Origin of the sequence: Alcaligenes sp. 13f, assembly GCF_020496585.1 — a bacterium.
Classification (GTDB): Bacteria; Pseudomonadota; Gammaproteobacteria; order Burkholderiales; family Burkholderiaceae_B; genus Alcaligenes; species Alcaligenes phenolicus.
This window is the reverse complement of sequence record NZ_JAHKKC010000004.1, coordinates 185,235-207,483: the sequence shown is the minus strand read 5'-3', so window position 1 is coordinate 207,483 and position 22,249 is coordinate 185,235. Positions and strand designations below refer to the sequence as shown.

Annotated in this window: 18 protein-coding genes; 10 read left to right on the top strand and 8 right to left on the bottom strand. The window is 56.7% G+C overall.

Going from position 1 to position 22,249, the window contains the following annotated elements; genetic code table 11:
- Positions 1–161: 161 nt before the first annotated feature.
- Entirely contained in the window at positions 162–3,620 is a 3,459-nt protein-coding gene (locus tag KOE80_RS04970) for an indolepyruvate ferredoxin oxidoreductase family protein (protein WP_226348535.1), read from the bottom strand.
- 112 nt (positions 3,621–3,732) lie between these two features.
- On the opposite strand from KOE80_RS04970, the gene KOE80_RS04965 reads away from it, so the two are divergent.
- The 3 genes from KOE80_RS04965 to KOE80_RS04955 all read left to right on the top strand — a co-directional run bounded on the left by KOE80_RS04965 (position 3,733) and on the right by KOE80_RS04955 (position 5,425).
- Positions 3,733–4,191, top strand: coding sequence for an Lrp/AsnC family transcriptional regulator (locus KOE80_RS04965; RefSeq protein ID WP_009460635.1), 459 nt, complete (start codon positions 3,733–3,735; stop codon positions 4,189–4,191).
- Positions 4,192–4,290: 99 nt separating this feature from the next.
- Positions 4,291–4,800, top strand: coding sequence for a hypothetical protein (locus KOE80_RS04960; protein WP_226348534.1), 510 nt, complete (start codon positions 4,291–4,293; stop codon positions 4,798–4,800).
- A gap of 76 nt (positions 4,801–4,876) precedes the next feature.
- Positions 4,877–5,425, top strand: a complete 549-nt coding sequence (locus tag KOE80_RS04955) for a YaeQ family protein (RefSeq protein ID WP_009460639.1) — start codon at positions 4,877–4,879, stop codon at positions 5,423–5,425.
- Positions 5,426–5,622: 197 nt separating this feature from the next.
- On the opposite strand, the gene gltX is transcribed toward KOE80_RS04955, so the two are convergent.
- The 5 genes from gltX to KOE80_RS04930 form a co-directional block, all read right to left on the bottom strand.
- Positions 5,623–7,032: a glutamate--tRNA ligase gene (gene gltX, locus KOE80_RS04950; RefSeq protein ID WP_226348533.1), complete on the bottom strand. Its 1,410-nt coding sequence runs from the start codon at positions 7,030–7,032 to the stop codon at positions 5,623–5,625.
- Between the two features lie 103 nt (positions 7,033–7,135).
- Positions 7,136–7,777 carry a response regulator transcription factor gene (locus KOE80_RS04945; RefSeq protein WP_009460643.1) on the bottom strand — a complete coding sequence of 214 codons (642 nt, stop codon included), beginning with the start codon at positions 7,775–7,777 and terminating at the stop codon, positions 7,136–7,138.
- Positions 7,774–8,853 carry a sensor histidine kinase gene (locus KOE80_RS04940; RefSeq protein WP_035270490.1) on the bottom strand — a complete coding sequence of 360 codons (1,080 nt, stop codon included), beginning with the start codon at positions 8,851–8,853 and terminating at the stop codon, positions 7,774–7,776. Before KOE80_RS04940 ends, KOE80_RS04945 begins: the two co-directional genes overlap by 4 nt.
- 130 nt (positions 8,854–8,983) lie before the next feature.
- A complete protein-coding gene (mgtA, locus tag KOE80_RS04935; RefSeq protein ID WP_226348532.1) occupies positions 8,984–11,686 on the bottom strand; it encodes a magnesium-translocating P-type ATPase in 2,703 nt (900 codons plus the stop codon).
- 134 nt (positions 11,687–11,820) lie between these two features.
- Complete coding sequence (locus KOE80_RS04930) at positions 11,821–12,039, bottom strand: hypothetical protein (protein ID WP_009460652.1); 219 nt, start codon at positions 12,037–12,039, stop codon at positions 11,821–11,823.
- 392 nt (positions 12,040–12,431) lie between these two features.
- Between KOE80_RS04930 and KOE80_RS04925 the strand changes: the two genes are divergently transcribed.
- On the top strand, positions 12,432–14,903 hold the full coding sequence (locus KOE80_RS04925) for a GNAT family N-acetyltransferase (RefSeq protein ID WP_226348531.1): 2,472 nt from the start codon (positions 12,432–12,434) through the stop codon (positions 14,901–14,903).
- Between the two features lie 104 nt (positions 14,904–15,007).
- Here KOE80_RS04925 and KOE80_RS04920 read toward each other — a convergent pair whose 3' ends face one another.
- Together KOE80_RS04920 and yjgA are read right to left on the bottom strand one after the other, a co-directional pair.
- Positions 15,008–15,676: an alpha/beta hydrolase gene (locus KOE80_RS04920; protein ID WP_035270496.1), complete on the bottom strand. Its 669-nt coding sequence runs from the start codon at positions 15,674–15,676 to the stop codon at positions 15,008–15,010.
- Positions 15,673–16,227 (bottom strand): ribosome biogenesis factor YjgA, encoded by a 555-nt coding sequence (yjgA, locus tag KOE80_RS04915; RefSeq protein ID WP_009460660.1) that lies wholly within the window; start codon positions 16,225–16,227, stop codon positions 15,673–15,675. The genes KOE80_RS04920 and yjgA overlap by 4 nt, the downstream gene beginning before the upstream one ends.
- A 67-nt stretch (positions 16,228–16,294) precedes the next feature.
- Between yjgA and pmbA the strand changes: the two genes are divergently transcribed.
- The 6 genes from pmbA (at position 16,295) to KOE80_RS04885 (ending at position 22,204) form a co-directional block, all read left to right on the top strand.
- On the top strand, positions 16,295–17,662 hold the full coding sequence (pmbA, locus tag KOE80_RS04910; RefSeq protein WP_026484387.1) for a metalloprotease PmbA: 1,368 nt from the start codon (positions 16,295–16,297) through the stop codon (positions 17,660–17,662).
- 280 nt (positions 17,663–17,942) lie between these two features.
- The gene (locus KOE80_RS04905; RefSeq protein ID WP_026484386.1) at positions 17,943–19,046 is read left to right on the top strand and encodes a TRAP transporter substrate-binding protein; all 1,104 of its coding nucleotides are present in this window, start codon (positions 17,943–17,945) and stop codon (positions 19,044–19,046) included.
- Positions 19,047–19,376: 330 nt separating this feature from the next.
- On the top strand, positions 19,377–19,805 hold the full coding sequence (gene rplM, locus KOE80_RS04900; RefSeq protein ID WP_003801836.1) for a 50S ribosomal protein L13: 429 nt from the start codon (positions 19,377–19,379) through the stop codon (positions 19,803–19,805).
- Positions 19,806–19,814: 9 nt separating this feature from the next.
- On the top strand, positions 19,815–20,207 hold the full coding sequence (gene rpsI, locus KOE80_RS04895; protein ID WP_026484385.1) for a 30S ribosomal protein S9: 393 nt from the start codon (positions 19,815–19,817) through the stop codon (positions 20,205–20,207).
- 159 nt (positions 20,208–20,366) lie between these two features.
- Positions 20,367–21,431, top strand: a complete 1,065-nt coding sequence (gene argC / locus KOE80_RS04890; RefSeq protein ID WP_083054623.1) for an N-acetyl-gamma-glutamyl-phosphate reductase — start codon at positions 20,367–20,369, stop codon at positions 21,429–21,431.
- A 35-nt stretch (positions 21,432–21,466) separates the two neighbouring features.
- Positions 21,467–22,204 (top strand): DUF6776 family protein, encoded by a 738-nt coding sequence (locus KOE80_RS04885; RefSeq protein WP_143241235.1) that lies wholly within the window; start codon positions 21,467–21,469, stop codon positions 22,202–22,204.
- Positions 22,205–22,249: the final 45 nt, after the last annotated feature.

Below are 22,249 nucleotides of genomic sequence, written 5' to 3'. Positions count from 1 at the left end.
TTTGTTGACCCCACCCAAAAAGTTCAGACGGCGCTTCTGGCTTGTTGACTCTTGAGGGATGTTTGTTGCTGGGGGTGCCGAGCCTTGGGACGGCCCGGCGACAAAAAAAGCCCTGCGTAGGCAGGGCTGAAAGGGCAGGTCAATTGTTCTGGCTGCAAGGCTTAGGCAGGAACTGCCTGAATGGTTGGATCTGTATTTTTCAATTGCTGCGACAGCTCGATAAAGCGGGCTTCGTACTTTTTGGCGGATTCCATTTTCACGGGACCGAAACCGCGCAGTTGTTGAGGTAAGTCGGCCAGTTCCAAGGCGGTGGCATAGTTGGTTTGATCCAGATGCTTGCTCAAGCGTTTGAGCAGGTTCTGGTATTCGCGCCAGAAGCGTCGTTCCATACGACGTTCATGCGTGTAGCCAAATGGGTCCAGCGGTGTGTTGCGTAGACTTTTTCCTTTGGCCATCCAGCGCAGCAAGGTGGCGGTTCGAGGGCCCAGGGTAATTTTGCGAGGGCGACCCGTCACGGGGTCACGGCGTGCCAACAACGGTGGTGCAAAGTGAAAGCGCAAGGAGAAGTCCCCTTCGAATTGTTGTTCCAGATCCTGGCGGAAGGCAGGCGAGCTGAACAGACGAGCGACTTCGTATTCATCTTTGTAAGCCATTAACTTGTACAAACTGCGTGCCGCTTTTTCTGCCAAGACAGGGCGTTGATCGGGACGCAGTTTTTGTTCGGCGTCATGCAGGGCATGGATGGTGTTGGAAAACTGCTGGGCATAGCCAGCGTTCTGGTATTGCTCCAGGCTGCGGGTGCAGCGCTGCATGATCTGTTCCAGCGTTTCGCGGCGCTGCAAGCTCACTACTTGTGCGGCGGGAGCCATGAGGCGGCTCAGGGCTTTTTCGTCGTGAGCCAGAGCACGGCCCAAATGGAAGGCATCCAGATTGGCCTGAATGGCAACGCCATTCAGGCCAATAGCCCGTTCAATGGCTGCGCTGCTGACGGGTAGGGAGCCTTGTTGCCAGGCCATGCCCATCAACAACATATTCGATAGCAGGCTATCTCCAAACAAGACAGTAGCGGCCTGATGGGCATTGAAGGAACGTACCAGGTTTTCACCAGCCGCAGTTTTCAGTTGGCTCAACAAATGCTGTGCGTCCAGAGGTGCATCCGGGTTACGGGTGAATTCCGCCGTGGGGGCCAGGTATTTGTTGATGATGGCGTGAGTATGACCAGGACGCAGGCAAGACACGGCATTGGGGTGAGCGGCTGCCACCACATCGCACAAGATCGCCAGGTCGGCTTGGCCGGGATCGACACGCACCGCACCCGTGTTCTCTTTATTGGCAGATAGACGGATGTGGCTGATGACGGTGCCGCCTTTTTGTGCCAGGCCCGTCATGTCCAGCACGGAGCTGGAGCGGCCTTCCAGGTGTACCGCCATGGAGAGCACCGCACCAATAGTGATCACTCCCGTACCACCCACACCGGCCACAATCACATTGCAGTCGCGCGCTTGAATGGCGGGTTGTGGCAGCGTGTCCAGCTTGGCCAGCAACTGGGCCTTCATATCAGCCTGACCATTCTGATCACCACGGCGCAGGGCACCGCCCATCACCGACACAAAGCTGGGGCAGAAACCGTCCACGCAGGAGTAGTCCTTATTACAGCTGGACTGGTCGATCTGGCGTTTGCGGCCTTCAGGAGTTTCAGCAGGCACCAGAGACAGGCAGTTCGATTGCACACCGCAATCCCCACAGCCCTCGCAGACAGCCTTATTAATAAAGAGGCGACGGGCAGGATCGGGGTACTCGTTCTTTTTACGACGACGACGCTTTTCAGCCGCACAGGTCTGGTCGTGAATCAGAATGGTGACGCCAGGGATCTCGCGCAATTCACGCTGCAAGCGATCCAGCTCGCGACGGTGATGAACGTCCACACCGGCAGGCAGGCTGACACCGCGATAGCGCTCGGGCTCATCGGTGGTGATGACCACACGACGCGCACCTTCACCAATGGTTTGCTGGCAAATGCGGGGTACGGAGATCGGGCCGTCAACCGGCTGACCGCCCGTCATGGCAACCGCATCGTTAAACAGAATCTTGTAGGTAATGTTGGCACCCGCGGCAATCGCCTGACGAATTGCCAGATAGCCGGAGTGAAAGTACGTGCCTTCACCCATGTTCTGGAACATGTGGCCCGTTTGGATAAAGGGTGACAGGCCCACCCAGTCCGTGCCTTCGCCACCCATTTGAGTCAGACCACGGGTTTTGCGGTCCATCCAGGTTGCCATGTAGTGACAACCCACACCGGCCATGGCCTGGCTGCCTTCGGGCACTTTGGTGGAGGTATTGTGCGGACAGCCCGAACAGAAGTAGGGGCGGCGGGTCAGACCATTGGTGTCAATCGGTGCCAGGTTTTGCACCGTACAGGCAGGCAGCTGCACATTGGCGTGATGACCCAGCCAGCGACGCAGACCCACGGCCACACGGGCAGGGCTGAGCTGGCCATCGGCAGGGATCAGCACTTCATTCTCGATATCGCGCTTGCCCGACACCGTGGGGCGTTGGGCACGGTTAAAGAGCAGATTCTTTAACTGGTCTTCAATGATCGGGCCCTTTTCTTCAATGACCAGAACGTGGTCCAGGCCTTCAATAAAATCGTTCAGCGATTGCGGGTTAACAGGCCAGCTCAAACCGATCTTCAGATGGCGGATGGCGGGCAGGTCCTTCAGGCTGCTGAGCTGTTGCAGCGCATCCAGCGTGTCCAGTGTGGCTTTGCCGGTGGACACAATACCGATACGCGCATCAGGTGCCGCTTCCAGGATACGGTCCAGGCTGTATTTATGAGCGAAATCGCGCACGCTCTCCAAGCGGGCATCCAGAGTGCCTTCCATGGATGGTGTCAGGAACTTGCTGGGGTCGTAGGGATGCTTGCCGCCTTGCTTGTCGGCCAAGGCCGGGGCCAGATCATCCAGAGGGGCAATCTCGAAAGAGCGGCCGCTTTCCACGGTTTCGGTAATGGCTTTGAAGGCCACCCAGGAGCCGGAGTAACGCGACAAGGCCCAGGCCCAGATACCAAAGCGTTCGTATTCTTCAACCGAGCTGGGGTTGACCACCGGGATGCCCCAGGCGATCAGGGATTGTTCGCTGGCGTGGGGAATGGACGAGGACGAGGCCACGTGATCATCACCCACAATCATCAGGACGCCACCGTGTTGGGAGGCACCGGCAGCATGGCCGTGGTGCAAGGCATCGCCCGCGCGGTCTACACCGGGGCCCTTGCCATACCACATGGAGAACACGCCATCGACGGTACGGTCGGCACGCTCGCCAGCTTGCTGGGTGCCCATAATCATGGAGGCGGCCAGGTCTTCGTTAATAGCGGGTTGGAAACGGACCTTGGCCTGGTCCAGATACTTCTGGGCCTTCCACATGATCATGTCCACGCCACCCAGCGGCGAACCACGGTAGCCGGAGACAAAACCGGCGGTGTTCAAACCGTGTTCTTTATCCAGGCGAGCCTGGGTCAGCAACATGCGCACCAGGGCCTGTGTGCCAGTTAAAAAGATGCGTCCTGATTGTGCGGTCAGGTTGTCGCTTAGCTTGTATTGAGTGTCGACGGACTGCGTCATGATGAAACCTCCAGATAGAGATCATGATAGAGAGTCTGCCCTCGCTTTTTTTTGCGTTATAGTTGCGTGTATTCCCTATTCTTTGAAATGTTCATTTCGTAAATATTCAAATATGGATAAAACTGACTTAAAAATATTGGATGCCTTGCAGCTGGATGGCCGAGCCTCGGCTCAGCAGGTCTCCGAGCAGGTGGGTTTGTCCACTGCGCCCGTGTGGCGGCGCATCAAAAATCTGGAAAAAAACAAGGTTATCCAAGGCTATTATGCGCGCGTGGATCGCCGTCAGGTGGGACTGCAAAGTTGCATGTTTACCCAGATCAGTCTGGACCGTCACTCGGGTGAAATAGTCGATAACTTCATTCGTGCCGTGCGCGATGCGCCCGAGATTCTGGAATGCCACGCCGTGACTGGCGATGCGGATTTTCTGCTCAAGATCATGGTGCCCAGCGCGGAGTCCTACGACGATTTCCTGCATCGCTTTCTGTTCAATATGCCGGGCGTGCGTCAAACCCGTACGATTGTGGCCATGCGTGAAATCAAAAACGTGACCCGACTGCCTTTGCCACTTTGAAGCATCTTGTTATGGGGTAATACAAGCGCCTTCGGGTAGAATAATCAGGATTCGCCGGCCTGTGGTGGGTCGGTATGTACGCATGAAGGACGGGGTTTTATGACGAAGGCGAATATCTTGCGACGCACTTCCTGGGTTGCTGTGCTGGCTACTGTGTTTTTAAGCGCCTGCGCGGTCAAGGCGCCGGCTCCCGAGCCTGCTGCACAAGCGGCTGCCAAGCCTGTCCATCCTGCATGTCAGCCTGCTGCGGCGGGGGACCAACTGGCTGGTAACTGGCTAAGCAAGCACCGCCAGAAAGGCGTGGTTGGTGAGCTGCGTACCTTGTTCACCTTGCAAACTGACGGCTCCATGGCGTACACCGAACAGGTCAAGCGCCCCAACAAGCCTTCGCAAGGCTTGAACGAAAGCGGTTGCTGGGTGCGCAAGGGCAACGACTTGCAAATCAGCACGCAAGAATCCAATGGGGTCACAACCGAACCGGGCGACCCGATTTATGAAAACCACTACAACATCGTCAACCTGACAGCCCGCAATCTGGTGCTGCGTGACCAAAGTGGTACCACCTATCGCTTGACCAGGATGTCGCCTGGCTACCGCCTGCCATTCTGATCTCTGCTTGCTTGAATGATTCCTGGCCGTCCTGGGGGCGGCCAGTTTTTTGTCTGTTTCTTTTGCTGGACGCTCCATGGCTCTGCGCGCGACGATTTATAAAGCTGAACTTAATGTGGCCGATAACGACCGGGCCTATTACGGCAGTCATACCCTGACGCTGGCCCGTCACCCCTCCGAGACCGAAGAGCGTCTGATGGTGCGTTTGTTGGCTTACGGTTTGTATGCGCAAGCGGACGAAGCCTTGAGCTTTTCGCGCGGGCTAAGCGACTCGGACGAGCCCGCCTTGTGGGAACATGATCTGGGCGGCAATTTGCTGCATTGGCTGGAAGTGGGCCTGCCGGACGATAGACGTCTGATCAAAGCCAGCGGCCGTGCTGACAAGGTGACGGTGCTGGCCTATGGCCGCAATGTCTCCGTCTGGTGGAGTGGCATCAAGGACAAGATCAGCCGCGCCCGCAATATACAGGTCTATGCGCTGGATACCGCCGGGACTGACGCCTTAGCCGCCCTGGCCGAGCGTGGCATGACCATCAATCTGAATGTTCAGGACGGCACGGTCTGGGCCAGTAGCGATAAGGGCGAAGCGACAATTGAAATCAGCCACCTGAATGCGGCTGTTTGATATGAGCCAACTGCTTGCAACGAAGTAACCTGGCTCGCCGGAGCCAAAGAGCATCGGGCAAGTGGCGTTGGAGTCGGCCTTAGGTGGTATGCAGGTTTAACGTCGATAGACGAGCCATCGAGCCGATGTCAGGGTACCAAGCAAAAAGAAGGGCATCTCGAATGAGATGCCCTTTATGTAAGCCTTAGCTATAACGCTTACAGCCCAGCCAAACGTCCCAACACCTTGTCGCGTCCAACCAAAGCCAGCACCGCATCCACCGCAGGCGTCTGCTTCTGTCCTGTCACTGCCACGCGCAAAGGAATAGCCAGCTTGGGCATTTTCACCTCGTGAGCCGCCAGAACCTGCTTGATCAAAGCAGCCAGATTCTCCGTATTCCACTGCGGCAAGCTAATCGCCTTGCTGGCAAAATCACGCAGCAAAACACGCGCTTCCGGCGTCAATACCTCGGCCATCAGCTCATCGCTGGCGGGCTCGAAAGGACGGCAGAATAACAAAGCACCTTCAGCCAGCTGATTCAAGGTCTCGGCACGGTCTTTCAACAAACCCATGATGCCGGGCAAATCCTGACCATCCGTCTTGCCACCCAAGGCCTCAATACGGGGAGCCACACGCTCGGCCAGATCCGCATTGTCGCTGGCCTTGATGTAATGGGCATTTACCCAGTTCAACTTCTTGGGGTCCCACTGCGAAGCCGACTTGCTCAGACTGCGCGTATCAAACCACTCTACCAACTGCTCGCGGGTGAACAGCTCGTCATCACCATGACTCCAGCCCAAACGGGCCAGGTAATTGATCATGGCTTCAGGCAGATAACCGTCCTTGTCGTAATCCATGATGCTGACCGCACCATGACGCTTGGACAGCTTCTCGCCATCAGGACCCAGAATCATGGGTACGTGACCGTACTCAGGCAAAGTCGCGCCTAAAGCCTGCAAAATCACAATTTGACGTGGCGTGTTGTTCACGTGATCGTCACCGCGAATCACATGAGTGATTGCCATGTCCCAATCGTCCACCACCACGCAGAAGTTGTATGTAGGCGTGCCATCCGGGCGGGCAATGACCAGATCGTCCAGCTCGCTGTTATCAAAGCTGATGCGGCCCTTCACCATATCGTCCCAACTGGTTGCGCCGGACTGCGGGCTCTTGAAACGAACCACAGGCTTGCGGTCAGCCGGGATGGCAGGCAATTGCTTGCCAGCCTCAGGACGCCATGTACCGTCATAACGAGGCTTCAAACCCTGAACACGCGCTTTTTCGCGCATGGCTTCCACTTCCTCGGGGCTGCTGTAGCAGTAATAGGCATGGCCGTCTTTCAGCAACTGGGCGATGACCTCGCGGTAACGATCCATGCGCTGCATCTGGTAGAACGGACCTTCGTCCGCATCCAGGCCCAACCATTGCATACCATCCAGAATGCCTTGCACCGCCTCGGGGGTGGAACGCTCCAGATCCGTATCCTCAATACGCAGCACAAAAGTGCCTTGATGATGACGGGCAAAGGCCCAGGAGAACAGTGCAGTGCGCGCGCCGCCCAGGTGCAGATAACCAGTGGGCGAGGGGGCAAAACGGGTGCGGATGACGTTGGAAGTAGACGTGCTCATAACTTGTGTGTGGCCTTGACCTTGGGAAGCCCGCATACGGGACCGAATCTGCGTATTTTAACCCAGCACGCCAACTAGGAAAGAACCGCCGCGTAGAACTGTCCTAATGGCCGCTTTCTGTATTGAGTTGATCGAACTGGCGCACCAGTTCCGCCAGCGACCCGGCTTGCATTTTTTGCATCACGCGGGCGCGGCGAACTTTGACCGTCACTTCCTTCACATCCAGCTCGGCCGCGATCTGTTTGTTCAGCAGGCCTTGCACTACCCGCTCAAAGACATCGCGCTCGCCGGCGTTCAGGCTGTCCCAGCGTTGCTGCAAAGTCAGCCGGGTTCTGGCTTCTTCCTTGCGCTGCGCATCAGCAGCCAGAGCCGACTGCACGGCATCAATCAGGGCCTGATCTACAAAAGGCTTGGTCAGAAAATCCCAGGCACCATGCTTGATGGCCTTGACCGCCATATGAATATCGCCGTGACCAGTAATAAAGATGACCGGCATATGCAGCCCGCGCGACTCCATCTGCAAATGAAAATCCGTGCCGCTTTGCTCGGGCATGCGCACATCCAGCACCAGACAGGCAGGGGCATCAGATAAAGGATGCGCCAGAAAGTCTCGTGTAGAGGCAAAGCTCAGCGCGTTCAAGCCTACGCTGGCCAGCAAATCGTCCAGGGCAGCGCGAACGGACGGGTCATCATCAATGATGTAGACGGTGGGCGTGTTCAGAGAGGAATCCAGATTTTCTGTCATGGCGCCAAAGGTAAGGTGAAATGAAAGGCAGCACCACCATCGGCTTGGTCAGTGGCCCAGATATGGCCGTTATTGGCATCAATAATGGTGCGGCTGATGGTCAGACCCAGACCCAGGCCGCTTGCCTTGGTGGTCCAGAAGGTATCAAACAATTGAGACAGTTGCGTGCCCGACAAGCCGGGACCATTGTCCTTGATGGAAAACAGCACCTTGTTGGCTTGCGGCTTGTCGCCGGGCAAGACGCTGGTTTCTATGGTGATATGAGCCGCATGATAGTCCGAGGGAGGGGACAGGGCTTCGATGGCATTGAGCAGCAAATTGGCCATCACCTGCTGAATCTGAACCCGGTCGGCAAAGACCTGGGGCAGATCGGACTGCAAGGCCAGACGCAGATCAATATGCTGACGTCGCATCTCGCCACCGGACAGGCTAAGCAGTTCGGTCAGAGCCAGATTCAAATCAAACGCGCTGCTGGTGGGGGCTTCGTTACGGGTAATGCTGCGTACCCGATCCAGCACATCCTTGGCGCGCTGGGCGTCGTACACAATACGCTGCGCGGCAGCCTGTGCCTTCTCGACATTAGGGGGCGAGGCTTCCAGCCAGCGCTGACAGGCGCCCGCGCTGCTGTTGATGGCGGCCAAAGGCTGGCTGACTTCATGGGCAATCGAGGTGCTGAGCTGGCCCAGGGTAGTCAAACGGGACAGTCGCAGCAAATGCTCGCGTGTCTCATGAGCCGCTGCCTGTACAGACTTGAGCTTCAGCCCCAGATACGAGGTGATCGCGATGGCAATAATACTGATGCCGGTATTGACCAGGCCCACGTCGTAGTCGCCCGAGCGGGTCAGCAGAAAACTGACCACGGTCAGCACCATGCTGATGGTAGTCAGGGCAACAACTTGCCGTGCCGACAAAAAACGAATCGCTATCAGCAGCAGCGGGGTGTGAAAGACCGCAGCGGCGATCGCGTAGTTGGTGACGGTATCGGCAATGAAGACCAGCGCCATCAAAATACAGATACCGGTCAGGGCCAAGGCTCGGTAGGTTTTGCTCGATAGGAAGCGAAGGGGTGGTGTCATATCTTTCGTGTATGGGCCAGGCTGCAGGATGGTGTCTGTCGTGTGGCCATCATATACCCGAGGTTCTTTCAGAATGTGCGTTAAGGCCTGGGCTCCCGAAAGGAGCTCCGGGAGTCCAGGCCTGTCAGACTTAGAACCACTGGCCAAAGCGGCGGATGTACAGCATTTTCATACCCTGTGCGACCAGGCAGTAAGCCAGCAAGGTGCCGACCAGCCATGGGAAGTATTCCCAAGGCAAAGGCTGCAGGCCAACCAGTGCACCGACGCCCGAGAAGGGCAGATAAATACCAATAGCGGCAATCAGGAAGGTCATCAGCATCACAGGCAGGGCTGCGGTGCTTTGGATGAAGGGGATTTTTTGCGTACGCAGCATGTGAACTACCAGAGTCTGCGAGAGCAAGCCTTCAATAAACCAGCCGGACTGGAACAGCGATTGCAGTTCGGGCGTATTGGCGCCAAACACGTACCACATCAGGACAAAGGTGGTGATGTCGAAGATGGATGAGGTCGGGCCAATCCAGATCATGAAGCGGCCAATATTCTTGGCATCCCATTTACGCGGTTTGCGTAGAAAGTCCTTGTCCATGCGGTCCCAGGGCAAAGCCAGCTGGGAGATATCGTAGAGCAGGTTCTGAATCAGCAAGTGGATCGCCAACATGGGCAGAAAGGGGATGAACGCACTGGCCACCAGCACCGAGAACACATTGCCAAAGTTGGAGCTGGCTGTCATGTTCAGGTACTTGATGATGTTGCCAAAGGTCTCGCGGCCTTTGATCACGCCTTCTTCCAGAACCAGCAGGTTCTTTTCCAGCAGGATGATGTCTGCCGATTCCTTGGCAATATCCGTGCCGCTATCCACTGAAATCCCCACGTCGGCATCGCGCAGGGCGGGGGCGTCGTTGATGCCATCCCCCAGAAAACCGACGGTGTGACCATTGGCTTGCAGCGCTTTGAGCACACGTGATTTTTGCAGGGGCGTGAGCTTGGCAAAAACCGAGTGGCGCTCGACAGCGCAACGCAGATCGGGGTCTTGCATCAGCTCGATTTCAGGTCCGAGCAAAGGCTTGCCGGGCTCCAGGCCCACTTCACGGCAGATTTTTGCGGTAATGATTTCGTTATCGCCGGTCAGCACTTTCACGGCTACACCGTGTTCGGTCAGGGCGGCAATGGCTTGGGCAGCACTTTCCTTGGGTGGGTCCAGGAAGGTCAGCAAGCCTTGTACCGTCATCTCGCGTTCATCCTGGGCTTCGTAACGGTTCTTGGCCTGTTCGACAGGAATACGGCGAGTGGCAATCAGCAAGACACGGAAGCCGTCCGAGTTATAGCGGTAAGCCATTTTCAGCAAACGGGCACGTTGCTCGGTATCCAGTGGCAAGCGCTGGTCACCGTCTTGTACGTGGGTGGCAATGCTGAGCATTTCCTCCACCGCCCCCTTGCAGACCATGAGCTGCTCGCCTTGCGGATTTTGCACGACAACTGATAGGCGACGACGCACAAAATCAAAAGGCAGTTCGTCGATCTTGCGGTAGGAGCCGATGGCTTGCAGGGCAGAGGGTGTCTTTTCTGCAAAGCGCAGTACCGCCTGATCCATCAGGTTCTTCACGCCGCTTTGGTGCAGGCTGTTGAGCAGAGCCAGTTCCAGAATGCGGGGGCTGTTGCGATCATCCAGACCCAGATGGTGTTCCAGAATGATGCGATCTTGTGTCAGGGTGCCGGTCTTGTCGGTACACAGCACGTCCATGGCACCAAAGTTCTGGATCGCGTTCAGACGTTTGACCACCACCTTGTTCTTGGCCATGGCCACCGCGCCCTTGGCCAGGTTGGAGGACACAATCATGGGCAGCATTTCAGGGGTCAAACCGACGGCAACGGCCAGTGCGAACAGGAAGGCTTCGGTCCAGTCGCCTTTGGAGAAACCGTTGATCAGCAGCACGATGGGCACCATGACCAGCATGAAGCGAATCAGCAGCCAGCTGACGCTGTTAACGCCCCGGTCAAAAGAAGTTTCGGCGCGCGAGCCGACAATGGCTTTGGCCAGCGAGCCGAAATAGGTCTTGGCACCGGTGGCCACAACCACTGCCGTGGCCGTACCGCTGACCACGTTGGTGCCCATAAAGCACATATTGTTCTGTTCCAGCACACCAGCCTGGGAACTGGAAGCAGAGGCACTCTTGCTGCTGACGGCGCTAAAGACATCGTACTTTTCAACAGGCAGGGCTTCACCTGTCAGGGCGGCCTGGCTGACGAACAAGTCGCGGGACTCTATCAAGCGCAAGTCTGCCGGAATCATGTCCCCAGCCGACAGGCGCACAATATCGCCGGGCACGATCTGGCTCATGGGGATTTCGCGCATGACCGTAGCGCTGGACACGGTAGAGCGTCGTTGTACGCTGGCGGTGGTACGTACCATGGCTTTCAGAGCCTGGGCAGCTTTGCCGGAACGGTACTCCTGCCAGAAACGCAGCAGACCGCTCAAGGTGACCATGACCACAATAATCAGCACGCCGGTGTAGTCCACGTCTTCGCCCGAGCGCATGGGCAAGATGATGTCGGTGACAGCGCTGACGGCGGCCAGCACCATCAGGACCGCAATAAAGGGATTTTTAAAGGCCAGCGCCAATTGAATCAGGGCGTGGGCGGGCTTGTCCCGGGCGACCTCGTTAGGGCCGTATTCGGTCAGGCGGCTCAAGGCTTCGGCGTCGGTCAGGCCATTCAGATTGGCTTGTACAGAGGCCAGGGTCGTCTCCAGGCTAAGCCCGGTTTCGGTGGCCGTGCGCAGCTTGGCGTCGTAGTCCACTGAACGCAGTGGCGGACGATGTTGTTGAATGCTCATGTAATGCTCCTGGTGTACAGGCGTGACGGTGCTGTCCATCCCAAGAGATGGACACAGCAGGTCCTGCCGACCGGTGTGAGGGTCGGTAAACTAAAGATAAGAACAAGCGGATTTAGTAAGCGTCAGGCCAGCGTTTAGTGGCTGGGCAAGGTGCAGCGCCACACTCGCGCTGAGGGTGGTTTGTCACTGTCTGCAATCCAGTGAATTTCTGGTTTGCGACTGGCCGTGTTGATACGCCAGGCAATAGCGGGGCGGCGGCCAGGAACAGCGCGCTCGCGAGGGCAAGGTGTGGCAAGATGCGAACCCGACGAGGTCAGGGCCCGGATCGGTCCAGTATGAATAATGCGGTGCATGGTTGACTCCTGATCGTGCTGCGCAAGCCACATCAGCAGACAACCCGGTGGGTCAGTAGCGTCTGAGGGGCCTGTGCAGCATCTTTCTTCGACTGTCGTCGCTGGACATAGTGTGTTTTTTCCTGTCAGAGAGAACGAAAGGTCCTGCTTTCCGAACGGGTGTTATTTTACGACCTGCAAGCCGCTTTGCGACTGGCTTTGCGCCCGTTTTGCCCAGGCATTGGCGTATGGTTGCTATACGAAAGTATATGAATGGCCCGCCACAGGATAAAAACCGGCTGCATGATGCAAGACAGAGATAGCCAGCCAAGTCTCTTTTATTTGTAGACGGCTGTGCTTAAGATGGGAGAATTCATTATTTTGGTGTGTGGTTTTCTTATGGCGGAACAATCATGGCAGCCCTAAGGCATCGTCTGACAGCATTGTTTGAGCCCCGTTCGGTGTTGGTCGTGTCCACCTTGCCTTTGCCCCTGATCAACGAGATGCCAGCCCGATTGGCTGGGCGGATCACGCAGGCACGGATTACAGCCACGCAAGTGCTGGTGCCCGATCGTCTGGAAGGATTGACCGATACACAGCGCCTGGATCTGGCGCTGGTGTGTATCGAGCCGGTGCGTTTGCCACAGGCCCTGGATGCCATCCGGGTGCATAAGCCACGTGTGGTTCTGTTGCTGCCCTCCAATCTGGCCTCCCGCGATCCTATGGAAGACATGGTGTATGCGCGCTCCTGGGCCCGTATCAATAATTGTCTGGTGCTGGGGCCGCGTGCCTTCGGGATACAACGGCCGCATCTGGGCATCAATTTAAGTCACGAGCCGCAAATGGCACTGGCGGGCCGTGTGGCCTTGGTGTCTCAGTCGCGCTCCATTACCTCGGCCTTGATGGACTGGGCCGAAGATGTCAGCCTGGGTTTTTCCGCCATTGTGTCGGTCGGGGACGAGGCCGTTATCGACGTGCCCGAGGTGCTTGAATATCTGGCCATGGACCCGCGCACGGACAGTATTGCGCTGTATCTGGAGCACACACCTGCTTCTCGTCGTTTCACCAGTGCCTTGCACGCCGTGGCGGCCGTCAAACCTGTGGTGGTCCTGAAAGTAGGCGGTCAGCGTCAGCAGGGCGAGGCCCACGAGGCGGTCTTCAATGCCTTGATGCGGCGTGTGGGGGCGGTGCGCATTCGTTATTTTGTGCAACTGTTCTCGGCCCTGAAAGTGCTGGTTTACACCCGCCGTCCCAAAGGGCGGCGTATTGCCTTGTTCTCCAATGGGAATGGGGCCGCGCAGATGGCTTTGGATGTACTGGGTTCGGATGCCGCGGTGACCTGCCCGGAGCTATCGCCCTCTACCCAGCGGGCGCTGGATAATCTGCTGGCTCCTGGCGACCAGGTTCAGAACCCGGTGGTCACTTATGTACCACTGACGCCCATGCGTATCGACTCGGTTATTTCCACCTTGCTGGATGACAAGGAAATTGACGGGGTGCTGGTCTTGCTGACACCGGACCCCTTGGCCGATATGCCGGCGGTATCGCGTGAGCTGGCCATGCTGTCGGCCAGTGCTCGCAAACCCATTATTACGTGCTTGATTGGGGATGCGGATATGCGGCCCCTGCGTCATTTGCTCGATGGTGTGGGGACGCCGGCTTTCCGTACCCCGGATACGGCTGCCAACGCCTTTGATCTGCTGGCCCGCTATCACTACAACCAGCATTTGTCGCAGCAGACCTTGCCGCCTTTGCCGCTGGGCACCTTGCCAGAGGTAGAGCCTGCCCGAGAACTGGTACGCCAGATTCAAAGCGAGCGCCGCGAGGCTAGCGAACAGGAGTGCCGCGATCTGCTGCGCTACTTCCACGTGCCTGTTGTCGACTTGCGTGTGACGCACGATCAGGGTGAGCCTGATCCTGATGTCCCGCCCATGGGGCTGCGTTTTGAGACCGATGACAAGTTGGGCCCTTACGCCGTCTTTGGTGGGGCCGATCACGCGGATTGGCTTTCCTCATCCTATCCGGCGGTAGAACTGCCACCGCTGAACCGCTATCTGGCGCGCCAGTTGGTGGAGCGTAGTCCCTTGTGGCGCAAGAGCCTGTCCTCGCAATTGACGCCTTTGGTATTGACGCAGCTGTTGCAGGTGCTGGAGCGTCTTTCGGATTTGATGAGCGAGTTGCCCGGCGTGCGCCGTGTGGTGCTGGACCCCATCATGGCGGGCGAGAATAGCCTGTACATCAAGAGCATTTCCATTTCCCTGAGCAGGCAGTCCATGCTGGTACTGCCTGAAACGGCTGGCTATCGCCACATGGCGATTCATCCCTATCCGCGTCACATGATTGAGCGGCGTCAGTTCAAGGATGGGCAGCGCTGGACCTTGCGCCCTATACGTCCCGAGGACGCCGAGGCCTTGCAGACCTTTATGCGTGGCTTGTCGGATGAAAGTCGCTACATGCGCTTTGTGTCCATGCTGCGAGAGCTGACTCCACGCATGTTGTCGCGCTACACCCGCATTGACTACGACCGGGAGCTGGCGCTGATCGCTACCGTGCGTTCGCCCAATCCAGATAACCGTAACCATCCCCGTGACGAGATTATTGGTTTTGCCCACTATCTTCGTAATGGTGATGGCCGGGGGGCAGAATATGCCTTGGTTATTGGGGATGCTTGGCAGCGGCGCGGTCTGGGAGTCACCTTGATGGAGGCGCTGATTCAGGCCGCCGCCGAGCAGGGGCTGACCTATATCGATGGCTATGTGCTGGCTTCCAATGCGCCTATGCAAGCTTTGATGAAACGTCTGGGCTTTCAGAACGATGCGGACCCGGAAGATCCCAGCATGCGTCGTGTCTGGCTGGATCTGGGTGAGACCCGTCGCTCGGACTGATGCTCAGCTTGTATTAGCCCATAAAAAAAACGCCACTGGATACCAGTGGCGTTTTTCCTGCATGTGGCCTGACCGCCAGCAATTGGCTCAGGCAGACGCGAAGCCTATTTCAGTACCTGCTTCAGAAACTGGCCAATCGCGCTGATTTCTTCCGGGCAAACAGCGTGGGGCATGGGGTAGACATTCCATTGCACCTGATAGCCCATGGCTTCCAGTTGCTGACGGCTGGCTTCGGCACGTGTCAGAGGCACGACCGGATCCATGCTGCCATGCGCCATGAAAATAGGCGTGTTCTGATTGGCTTGATGACGTTCTTTTTCCACCGCTGCCGCCAAAGGCAGGTAACCGGACAGGCACAGCATGCCAGCCAGACGCTCTGGCAAGCGCAAGCCGGTTTGCAGCGTCATGGCACAGCCTTGCGAGAAACCGGCCAGAACAATATTTTCCGTGGGAATGCCGCGAGCGTTTTCGCGGGCAATCAGGTTCTGCACTTCGATCTGCGATTGGCGCAGGCCGCTTTCGTCCTCGTGGCGCACCAGGTCCGCCACATAAATGTCGTACCAGGAACGCATGGCCATGCCGCCGTTAATGGTGACGGGCTGGATGGGGGCGTGCGGGAAAATGAAACGGATGGCGGGGGCGTTTTGCAGGCCCAGCTCTGGCACGATAGGGGCGAAATCGTGGCCGTCAGCGCCTAAGCCATGCAGCCAGATAACGGCGTGCTGAGGGTTGGCACCGGTTTCAATCTCAATCGACTCAAGCAGAGGGTTCATGCGGACTCCGAAAGATCTACCAAGGTCTTGATGTACTGGTACAGGGCGCGGTAGTGCTTGCGCTGTGGGTCCTGGCCTTGTACCAATGTGGAATTTTTCTCGGCTTCTTTGCGTGCGGCACGAATCAGGGTGCGCAATTGCTGGATATCGGCGCCGGAAAATTCATTCATGAATTCGGTCAGAGCGTCGTCATCACGCAACAACAGGTCGCGTAGCGCTTCCAGCCTGTGCATGGCACGGGTGTCTTCCTTGGAGCCGTTTTCCCAGACGTCCAGTTGTTTCAGGATCGGTTCGGGTTCCACATTGCGCATCAGCTTGCCCACGTAGTGGATTTGACGGCGGCGTCCTTCGCGGGCCGTCGGGCTGATGCGCTTGGCATCCTTGATGGCAGCCATCAAGGGCTCGCCCAGATCAAGTTGTTTGAGTCGGTCGTCCGAGAGCTCAATCAGGCGTTTGCCCAGGTCGAGCAGAGCGTGCATTTCGCGTTTTACCTGCGATTTGCTGGGGCGGTCGTAACCGTTTTCATCGATTTCAGTGCGTGGACGGGCCATAAGAAGTGAAATAGCAAAGATTGTCGCCAATTGGCTATGATAACCGCCTAACCCTCAAAGAGTAGCAATGAGTCATCCAACTATTTCCCAATTGTCGATCAGTGCCAATCAGTTCCAGTTTTGTGAATTGGTGGATGAAGCGCTGCGGCATGCCAAAAAACTGGGCGCCAGTGATGCTGCCGTCGATATTTCAGAAAACAAAGGTCTGGCCGTCTCTGTGCGCCAGATGGAACTGGAAACGGTAGAGCAGACGCAGGACCGCTCCTTGGGTGTGACCGTGTTTGCAGGCCAGCGCAGTGGCTCGGCCTCCACGTCGGACTTTTCGATCAAGGCGCTGCGTGAAACGGTAGAAGCCGCCTGGCATATTGCCCGCTACACCGCTGAAGATCCTTTTGCCGGGCTGCCTGAAAAAGACATGCTGGCGCAAAGCTATCCCGATCTGCACCTGCATCATCCCTGGCTGCTGGACGCGGATCAGGCCGCCAAACTGGCGATTCGTGCCGAGCAGGCTGCGCTGGAGTTGAGTCCTCTGATCAGCAATTCCGAAGGCGCGTCGGTCGATACGCTGGAAGGGCATTTTGTGATGGGTAACAGCCGCGGCTTTCTGGGGGGCTACCCCTATAGCCGTCACTCGCTCAGCGTCAGCCCCATTGCCGGCAAGGGCGACAATATGCACCGCGACTACTGGTACAGCAGCTCGCGTGACCCTTCCCGCCTGGCCAGCCCCGAGTCGGTTGGGCGTTATGCGGCCGAGCGCACTTTGTCGCGCCTGTCGGCCCGCCGTATCCCGACCGGCCGCTATCCGGTGTTGTTTGAAGCCCCGCTGGCCGTGGGCTTGATCGGTTCTCTGGTGCAGGCCACCAGTGGCTCGGCCCTGTATCGCAAAACCAGCTTCCTGCTGGATTCTTTGGGCAAGTCCGTCATGGCCAAGCACATTGACGTGCTGGAGCGTCCGCATCTGGCTGCCGCCATGGGCAGTGCACCGTTTGACTCGGAAGGGGTGCGTACCTGCGACCGTGATGTGGTGCGTGGCGGCGAGCTGAAAGGCTATTTTCTGTCTTCCTACGCAGGCCGCAAACTGGGCATGCCTTCTACGGGGAATGCCGGTGGTTCGCACAATTTGCTGCTGAGCTCGCGCCTGACTCGTCCCGAGGACGACCTGGATGCCATGTTGAAGAAAATGGACCGTGGTCTGCTGGTAACCGAGCTGATCGGCCAGGGTATCAATTACCTGACTGGCGACTACTCGCGTGGTGCCTTCGGCTACTGGGTGGAAAATGGCCGCATTCAGCACGCCGTGGAAGAAGTAACGATTGCGGGCAATCTGGCCGAGATGTTCGCGCAGATTGTGGCCGTGGGTGCTGATACCTTTGCGGCTGGCTCCAAGCGTACGGGTTCCATCCTGATCGAGCAGATGTCGGTGGCCGGTTCCTGATTTCTGCTGTCTGGAAAACCGGTTTAGCCTCTTATGCCTTGCCACGGGCAAGAGGGCGCTCAATAAACAGATGTTTACGGCCTGAGTTCGGCATTGCTTCCGACTCAGGCCGTTCTCTATGGAGCACCCTTCAGGTGTTTCAGATCAAAGACCCGACAATATAGGGCCGGATTTGCGGGATAATCCGGGCTTTCCCAGCCCCCCATTCGGGGCGCGCCAGTGTACTATCCATAGCATAAAAATATTTCCCAGTTACCGAATACCCACAAGGAGGTTATTCATGCAGCGTCGCTCGTTTCTGAAAAAGGCAGGTCTTGGCGCCGTAGCCAGTACCGCCGCTATTGCTGCTCCTGCTATTGCCCAAAGCAATCCCAAGGTTAATTGGAAGCTGACATCGACTTACGGTCCCGCTACCCCGGCTCTGTTTTCGACAGCCCAGTCGTTTTGCAAGATGGTGGAAGAGGCCTCGGACGGCAACTTCAACATCCGTCTGTACCCAGCCGGTGAAATTGTCCCCGGTTTTGGTGTGATGGATGCAGTCAGCAATGGCACGGTGGAGTGCGGTCAGACAGCTTCTTATTACTACTACGGTAAAGACCCCTCGTTCAGCTTTGACACGGCCGTGCCTTTTGGCCTGAATGCCCGTCAAATGAACGCCTGGATGCAGGAAGGCAACGGTACCAAGCTGCTGCGTGAGTTGTTTGCCACTCGCAACATCGTCAACTTCGCTTTCGGTAACACGGGCACCCAGATGGGGGGGTGGTACCGCAAGGAAATCAACTCTCTGGAAGACCTGAAAGGTCTGAAGATGCGTACGGCCGGTTTTGCTGGCGAAGTGCTGGCCCGCATGGGCGTGGTGCCTCAGCAAGTGCCACCAGGCGATATTTACCCATCGCTGGAAAAAGGCACGCTGGACGCCGTGGAGTTTGTGGGTCCAGTGGACGACGAAAAGCTGGGCTTCCAGAAAGTGGCAAAGTACTACTACTACCCCGGTTGGTGGGAAGGTTCGGCCCAGGTTTCGCTGTACGTGAACGACGCTGCTTTCAATGCACTGCCCAAGCAATATCAGTCCCTGATTGAAATTGCTTCGCGTGCTGCGGGCGAGCGCATGATTTGTCAGTACGATGCCCAAAGCCCAGGCGCACTGCGTCGCCTGATCGCCAGCGGAGCTGTTCTGAAATCCTTCCCGCGCGACGTGATGGACGAGTCCTTCAAGACCTCCAACATTCTGTACAAGGAATTCTGCGACAAGGATCCCATGTTCAAGAAGATTCACGACGACTACATGGGCTTCCGTGACGCGATTGTGCCTTGGTTCCGTGTGGCCGAAGGCTCTTACGACAACTACCTGGGCATTGCTCTGGCAAACCAGAAAAAAGGCTGATCTCTGTAGTTGGGACCGGGCAGGGCAGTCTGCTCCGGTTCCACAGGCCAGTCTTGTTAACCCCTGTTTTCCACTTGGAAAGCAGGGGTTTTTTATGGGCTTCCCCTCTATGAGAGAGCTCCTGTTTGTGGCAAAAAACCTGTGTTTTTGTGCAAAACCCTAGTGTTATCCACTATTTATGTTATTATGGCGAGCTATTTGGCAGAAATGCACGGGCGGAATATAACGCCTTGGCAGGGTCAGGTAGAACTGCCCGGCTTGAAAAAGCGGGTGGATTGTATGGGCCAGGCATGTTGCTTTGACCCAGAATTTTAATATTTAGGAACCATCATGAAGACCTTCGTGGCCAAGCCGCTTGAAGTCAAACGTGACTGGTTTGTGATTGACGCTAAAGGCAAAGTCCTTGGTCGTGTGGCCAGCGAAGTCGCACGCCGTTTGCGTGGTAAGCACAAACCCGAATATACCCCTCACGTTGATACCGGCGATTACATCATTATCATCAACGCTGCTGACATTGCCGTGACCGGTAACAAGGCACAGGATAAGAAGTACTATCGTCACTCGAACTACCCAGGCGGTATTTACGAAACCAACTTCCAAACCATGCAAGAGCGCTTCCCAGGCCGTGCCATCGAAAAGGCCGTCAAGGGTATGTTGCCAAAAGGCCCTCTGGGCTACGCCATGGCCAAGAAACTGAAGGTTTACGCTGGTGCCGAGCATCCTCATAGTGCTCAACAGCCTAAAACTCTGGACATCTAAGGATAGGTCATGATCGGTAACTGGAATTACGGTACGGGCCGTCGCAAGACCTCCGTCGCTCGTGTCTTCATCAAAAAAGGTTCGGGCCAAATCGTAGTCAACGGCAAGCCTGTTGACGAATACTTTGCTCGCGAAACGGGTCGCATGATTGTGCGTCAGCCTCTGGTGCTGACCAACCATGTTGAATCGTTCGACATCAAGATCAACGTGCATGGCGGCGGCGAAAGCGGCCAGGCCGGTGCTGCCCGTCACGGCATCACCCGCGCTCTGATCGACTACGACGAAACACTGAAGACAGCTCTGAAACAAGCTGGCCTGGTGACTCGTGACGCTCGTGCTGTTGAGCGTAAGAAAGTCGGTCTGCACAAAGCACGTCGCCGCAAACAGTTCAGCAAGCGTTAATTCGCCTCGCGACCTGTTTATGGTGCTCAAAAACCCCGGACGTGTCCGGGGTTTTTGTTTGCTGGCTACATTTGTCCTGCTTTGCCCGGTCTGGTGCTTGAGAACAGGCAGGACTACGTTAAGATAGAATTTTTGCTCGTCTCTCTTTCAGGAAAGTTCATGGCTACACATAGCGATACCCGGATCAAGGTAGGGATTGTTGGCGGTACAGGTTACACCGGGGTCGAGTTGCTGCGTCTGTTAAGTCAGCACCCCCAGGTAGAACTGGTTGCCATTACCTCGCGTAAAGAGGACGGTGTGCCGGTATCGGATATGTATCCGAACCTGCGTGGTCATGTGGACCTGAAGTTCTCCACGCCGGAAAATGCCAATCTGGAACAGTGTGACGTGGTCTTTTTTGCCACTCCACATGGCGTGGCCATGAGCCAGGTCGAACGTCTGCTGGAAGCGGGCGTGCGCGTTATTGACCTGGCCGCAGACTTCCGCCTGCAAGATACGGACGTATTCCAGAAGTGGTACAAGATGGAGCACAGTTGCCCGGACATCCTGAGCCAGTCGGCTTATGGCCTGCCAGAGCTGCTGCGCGACAAGATTGCTCAAGCCAAGGTTATTGGTAACCCGGGTTGCTACCCCACCACCGTCTTGCTAGGCCTGGCTCCCTTGCTGGAAGGCGGCAAGGCGCTGGTTGATACCCAGCATCTGATTGCAGACTGCAAATCCGGTGTGTCCGGTGCTGGTAAAGGGGCTTCGGTTCCCAATTTGTTTGCTGAAGCCAGCGACAACTTCAAGGCATATGGCGTGTCGGGTCACCGTCACCATCCGGAAATTGTGGAACAGCTGCAGCGATTGGCTGGTGGCCCGGTGGGTCTGACCTTTGTGCCCCATTTGGTGCCCATGATTCGAGGCATGTTCTCCACGATCTACGCACGTATCACGCCCGAAGCCATGGATACAGACTTCCAGGCCTTGTACGAGCAGCGCTACGCCCAGGAAACCTTTGTAGATGTGCTGCCTGCCGGTACCTTGCCAGAAACCCGCTCGGTACGCGCTTCCAACCAGCTGCGTATTTCCGTGCAGCGTCCTGGCAATGGCGATCAGCTGATCATTCTGGTGGTGCAGGACAATCTGGTTAAGGGTGCTTCGGGTCAGGCTGTGCAGAACATGAATATCTTGTTCGGTCTGCCAGAACAAACCGGCTTGAATCACGTTGCAATTTTGCCTTAAAGGGAACTTGGTCTTGGTGAACAGGTCAAATGTTTATGGCTGAATCACCGCAAACCAATTCTTCTACTGTCGCTCCTTCCCGTTCGCGGGGCGGGGCGACTACGATTGGGCTGGCCGTATTGCTGGGAGTGTTGTTGGGCGGTGGAGGCCTGTGGCTTTACCGCAGCCTGACTCAACCGGCCGATCAGTCCGAACAAATACAGCTGGCCATGCAAAATCTGGCGCGTAGCCAGCAATCCCTGCAGCAAATTCAAAGTGAATTTGAAGGGCTGCGCGGGCAACTGGTTCTGGAAGAGAGCACGCGCAAGGGTTTGGAAAAGTCCTTGTCGTCTACCCAGGCCGAACTGGCGCAGACGCGCGAACAGTTGGCCTTTTATGAACAGTTGCTCCCACCCGGTCCCAGTGGTTCTGTTACTGTCCGAGCCTTGGACGTTGCGAAAAGGGGTGATTTGCTGGAGTACAAGGTACTGCTGCAACGTAACGCCCCAGAAGGAAAGGCTTTTTCCGGGCGCCTCCAGTTTCAGCTGACTGGGCGGCAAGACGGAAAAAACGTTAAAATCGATCTATCACCCAGTTCCGGGCCGGACTCGGTACTGGCAGAGTCGTCTGTAGAACAGATCGATCCCTTGGTTTTAAACTTCAACCAGTTTCAGCGCGCCATGGGTTGGCTGGCTTTGCCGCCAGGCTTTGAACCCACCGCCTTGACGCTGAACGTCCTGGAAGGAAGCGTTATCCGCGCCTCTCGCCAGGAAAAAATCGCCCAGCCAGACTAATCACCTTACCCGCGGGTGGTCATGTGCAAGGCGATCACATGATAA

Bases quoted from the DNA above. Each gene is read 5' to 3' on its own strand.
- KOE80_RS04970 (WP_226348535.1), bottom strand. From the start codon at position 3,620: ATGACGCAGTCCGTCGACACTCAATACAAGCTAAGCGACAACCTGACC.
- KOE80_RS04965 (WP_009460635.1), top strand. From the start codon at position 3,733: ATGGATAAAACTGACTTAAAAATATTGGATGCCTTGCAGCTGGATGGC.
- KOE80_RS04960 (WP_226348534.1), top strand. From the start codon at position 4,291: ATGACGAAGGCGAATATCTTGCGACGCACTTCCTGGGTTGCTGTGCTG.
- KOE80_RS04955 (WP_009460639.1), top strand. From the start codon at position 4,877: ATGGCTCTGCGCGCGACGATTTATAAAGCTGAACTTAATGTGGCCGAT.
- gltX (WP_226348533.1), bottom strand. From the start codon at position 7,032: ATGAGCACGTCTACTTCCAACGTCATCCGCACCCGTTTTGCCCCCTCG.
- KOE80_RS04945 (WP_009460643.1), bottom strand. From the start codon at position 7,777: ATGACAGAAAATCTGGATTCCTCTCTGAACACGCCCACCGTCTACATC.
- KOE80_RS04940 (WP_035270490.1), bottom strand. From the start codon at position 8,853: ATGACACCACCCCTTCGCTTCCTATCGAGCAAAACCTACCGAGCCTTG.
- mgtA (WP_226348532.1), bottom strand. From the start codon at position 11,686: ATGAGCATTCAACAACATCGTCCGCCACTGCGTTCAGTGGACTACGAC.
- KOE80_RS04930 (WP_009460652.1), bottom strand. From the start codon at position 12,039: ATGCACCGCATTATTCATACTGGACCGATCCGGGCCCTGACCTCGTCG.
- KOE80_RS04925 (WP_226348531.1), top strand. From the start codon at position 12,432: ATGGCAGCCCTAAGGCATCGTCTGACAGCATTGTTTGAGCCCCGTTCG.
- KOE80_RS04920 (WP_035270496.1), bottom strand. From the start codon at position 15,676: ATGAACCCTCTGCTTGAGTCGATTGAGATTGAAACCGGTGCCAACCCT.
- yjgA (WP_009460660.1), bottom strand. From the start codon at position 16,227: ATGGCCCGTCCACGCACTGAAATCGATGAAAACGGTTACGACCGCCCC.
- pmbA (WP_026484387.1), top strand. From the start codon at position 16,295: ATGAGTCATCCAACTATTTCCCAATTGTCGATCAGTGCCAATCAGTTC.
- KOE80_RS04905 (WP_026484386.1), top strand. From the start codon at position 17,943: ATGCAGCGTCGCTCGTTTCTGAAAAAGGCAGGTCTTGGCGCCGTAGCC.
- rplM (WP_003801836.1), top strand. From the start codon at position 19,377: ATGAAGACCTTCGTGGCCAAGCCGCTTGAAGTCAAACGTGACTGGTTT.
- rpsI (WP_026484385.1), top strand. From the start codon at position 19,815: ATGATCGGTAACTGGAATTACGGTACGGGCCGTCGCAAGACCTCCGTC.
- argC (WP_083054623.1), top strand. From the start codon at position 20,367: ATGGCTACACATAGCGATACCCGGATCAAGGTAGGGATTGTTGGCGGT.
- KOE80_RS04885 (WP_143241235.1), top strand. From the start codon at position 21,467: ATGGCTGAATCACCGCAAACCAATTCTTCTACTGTCGCTCCTTCCCGT.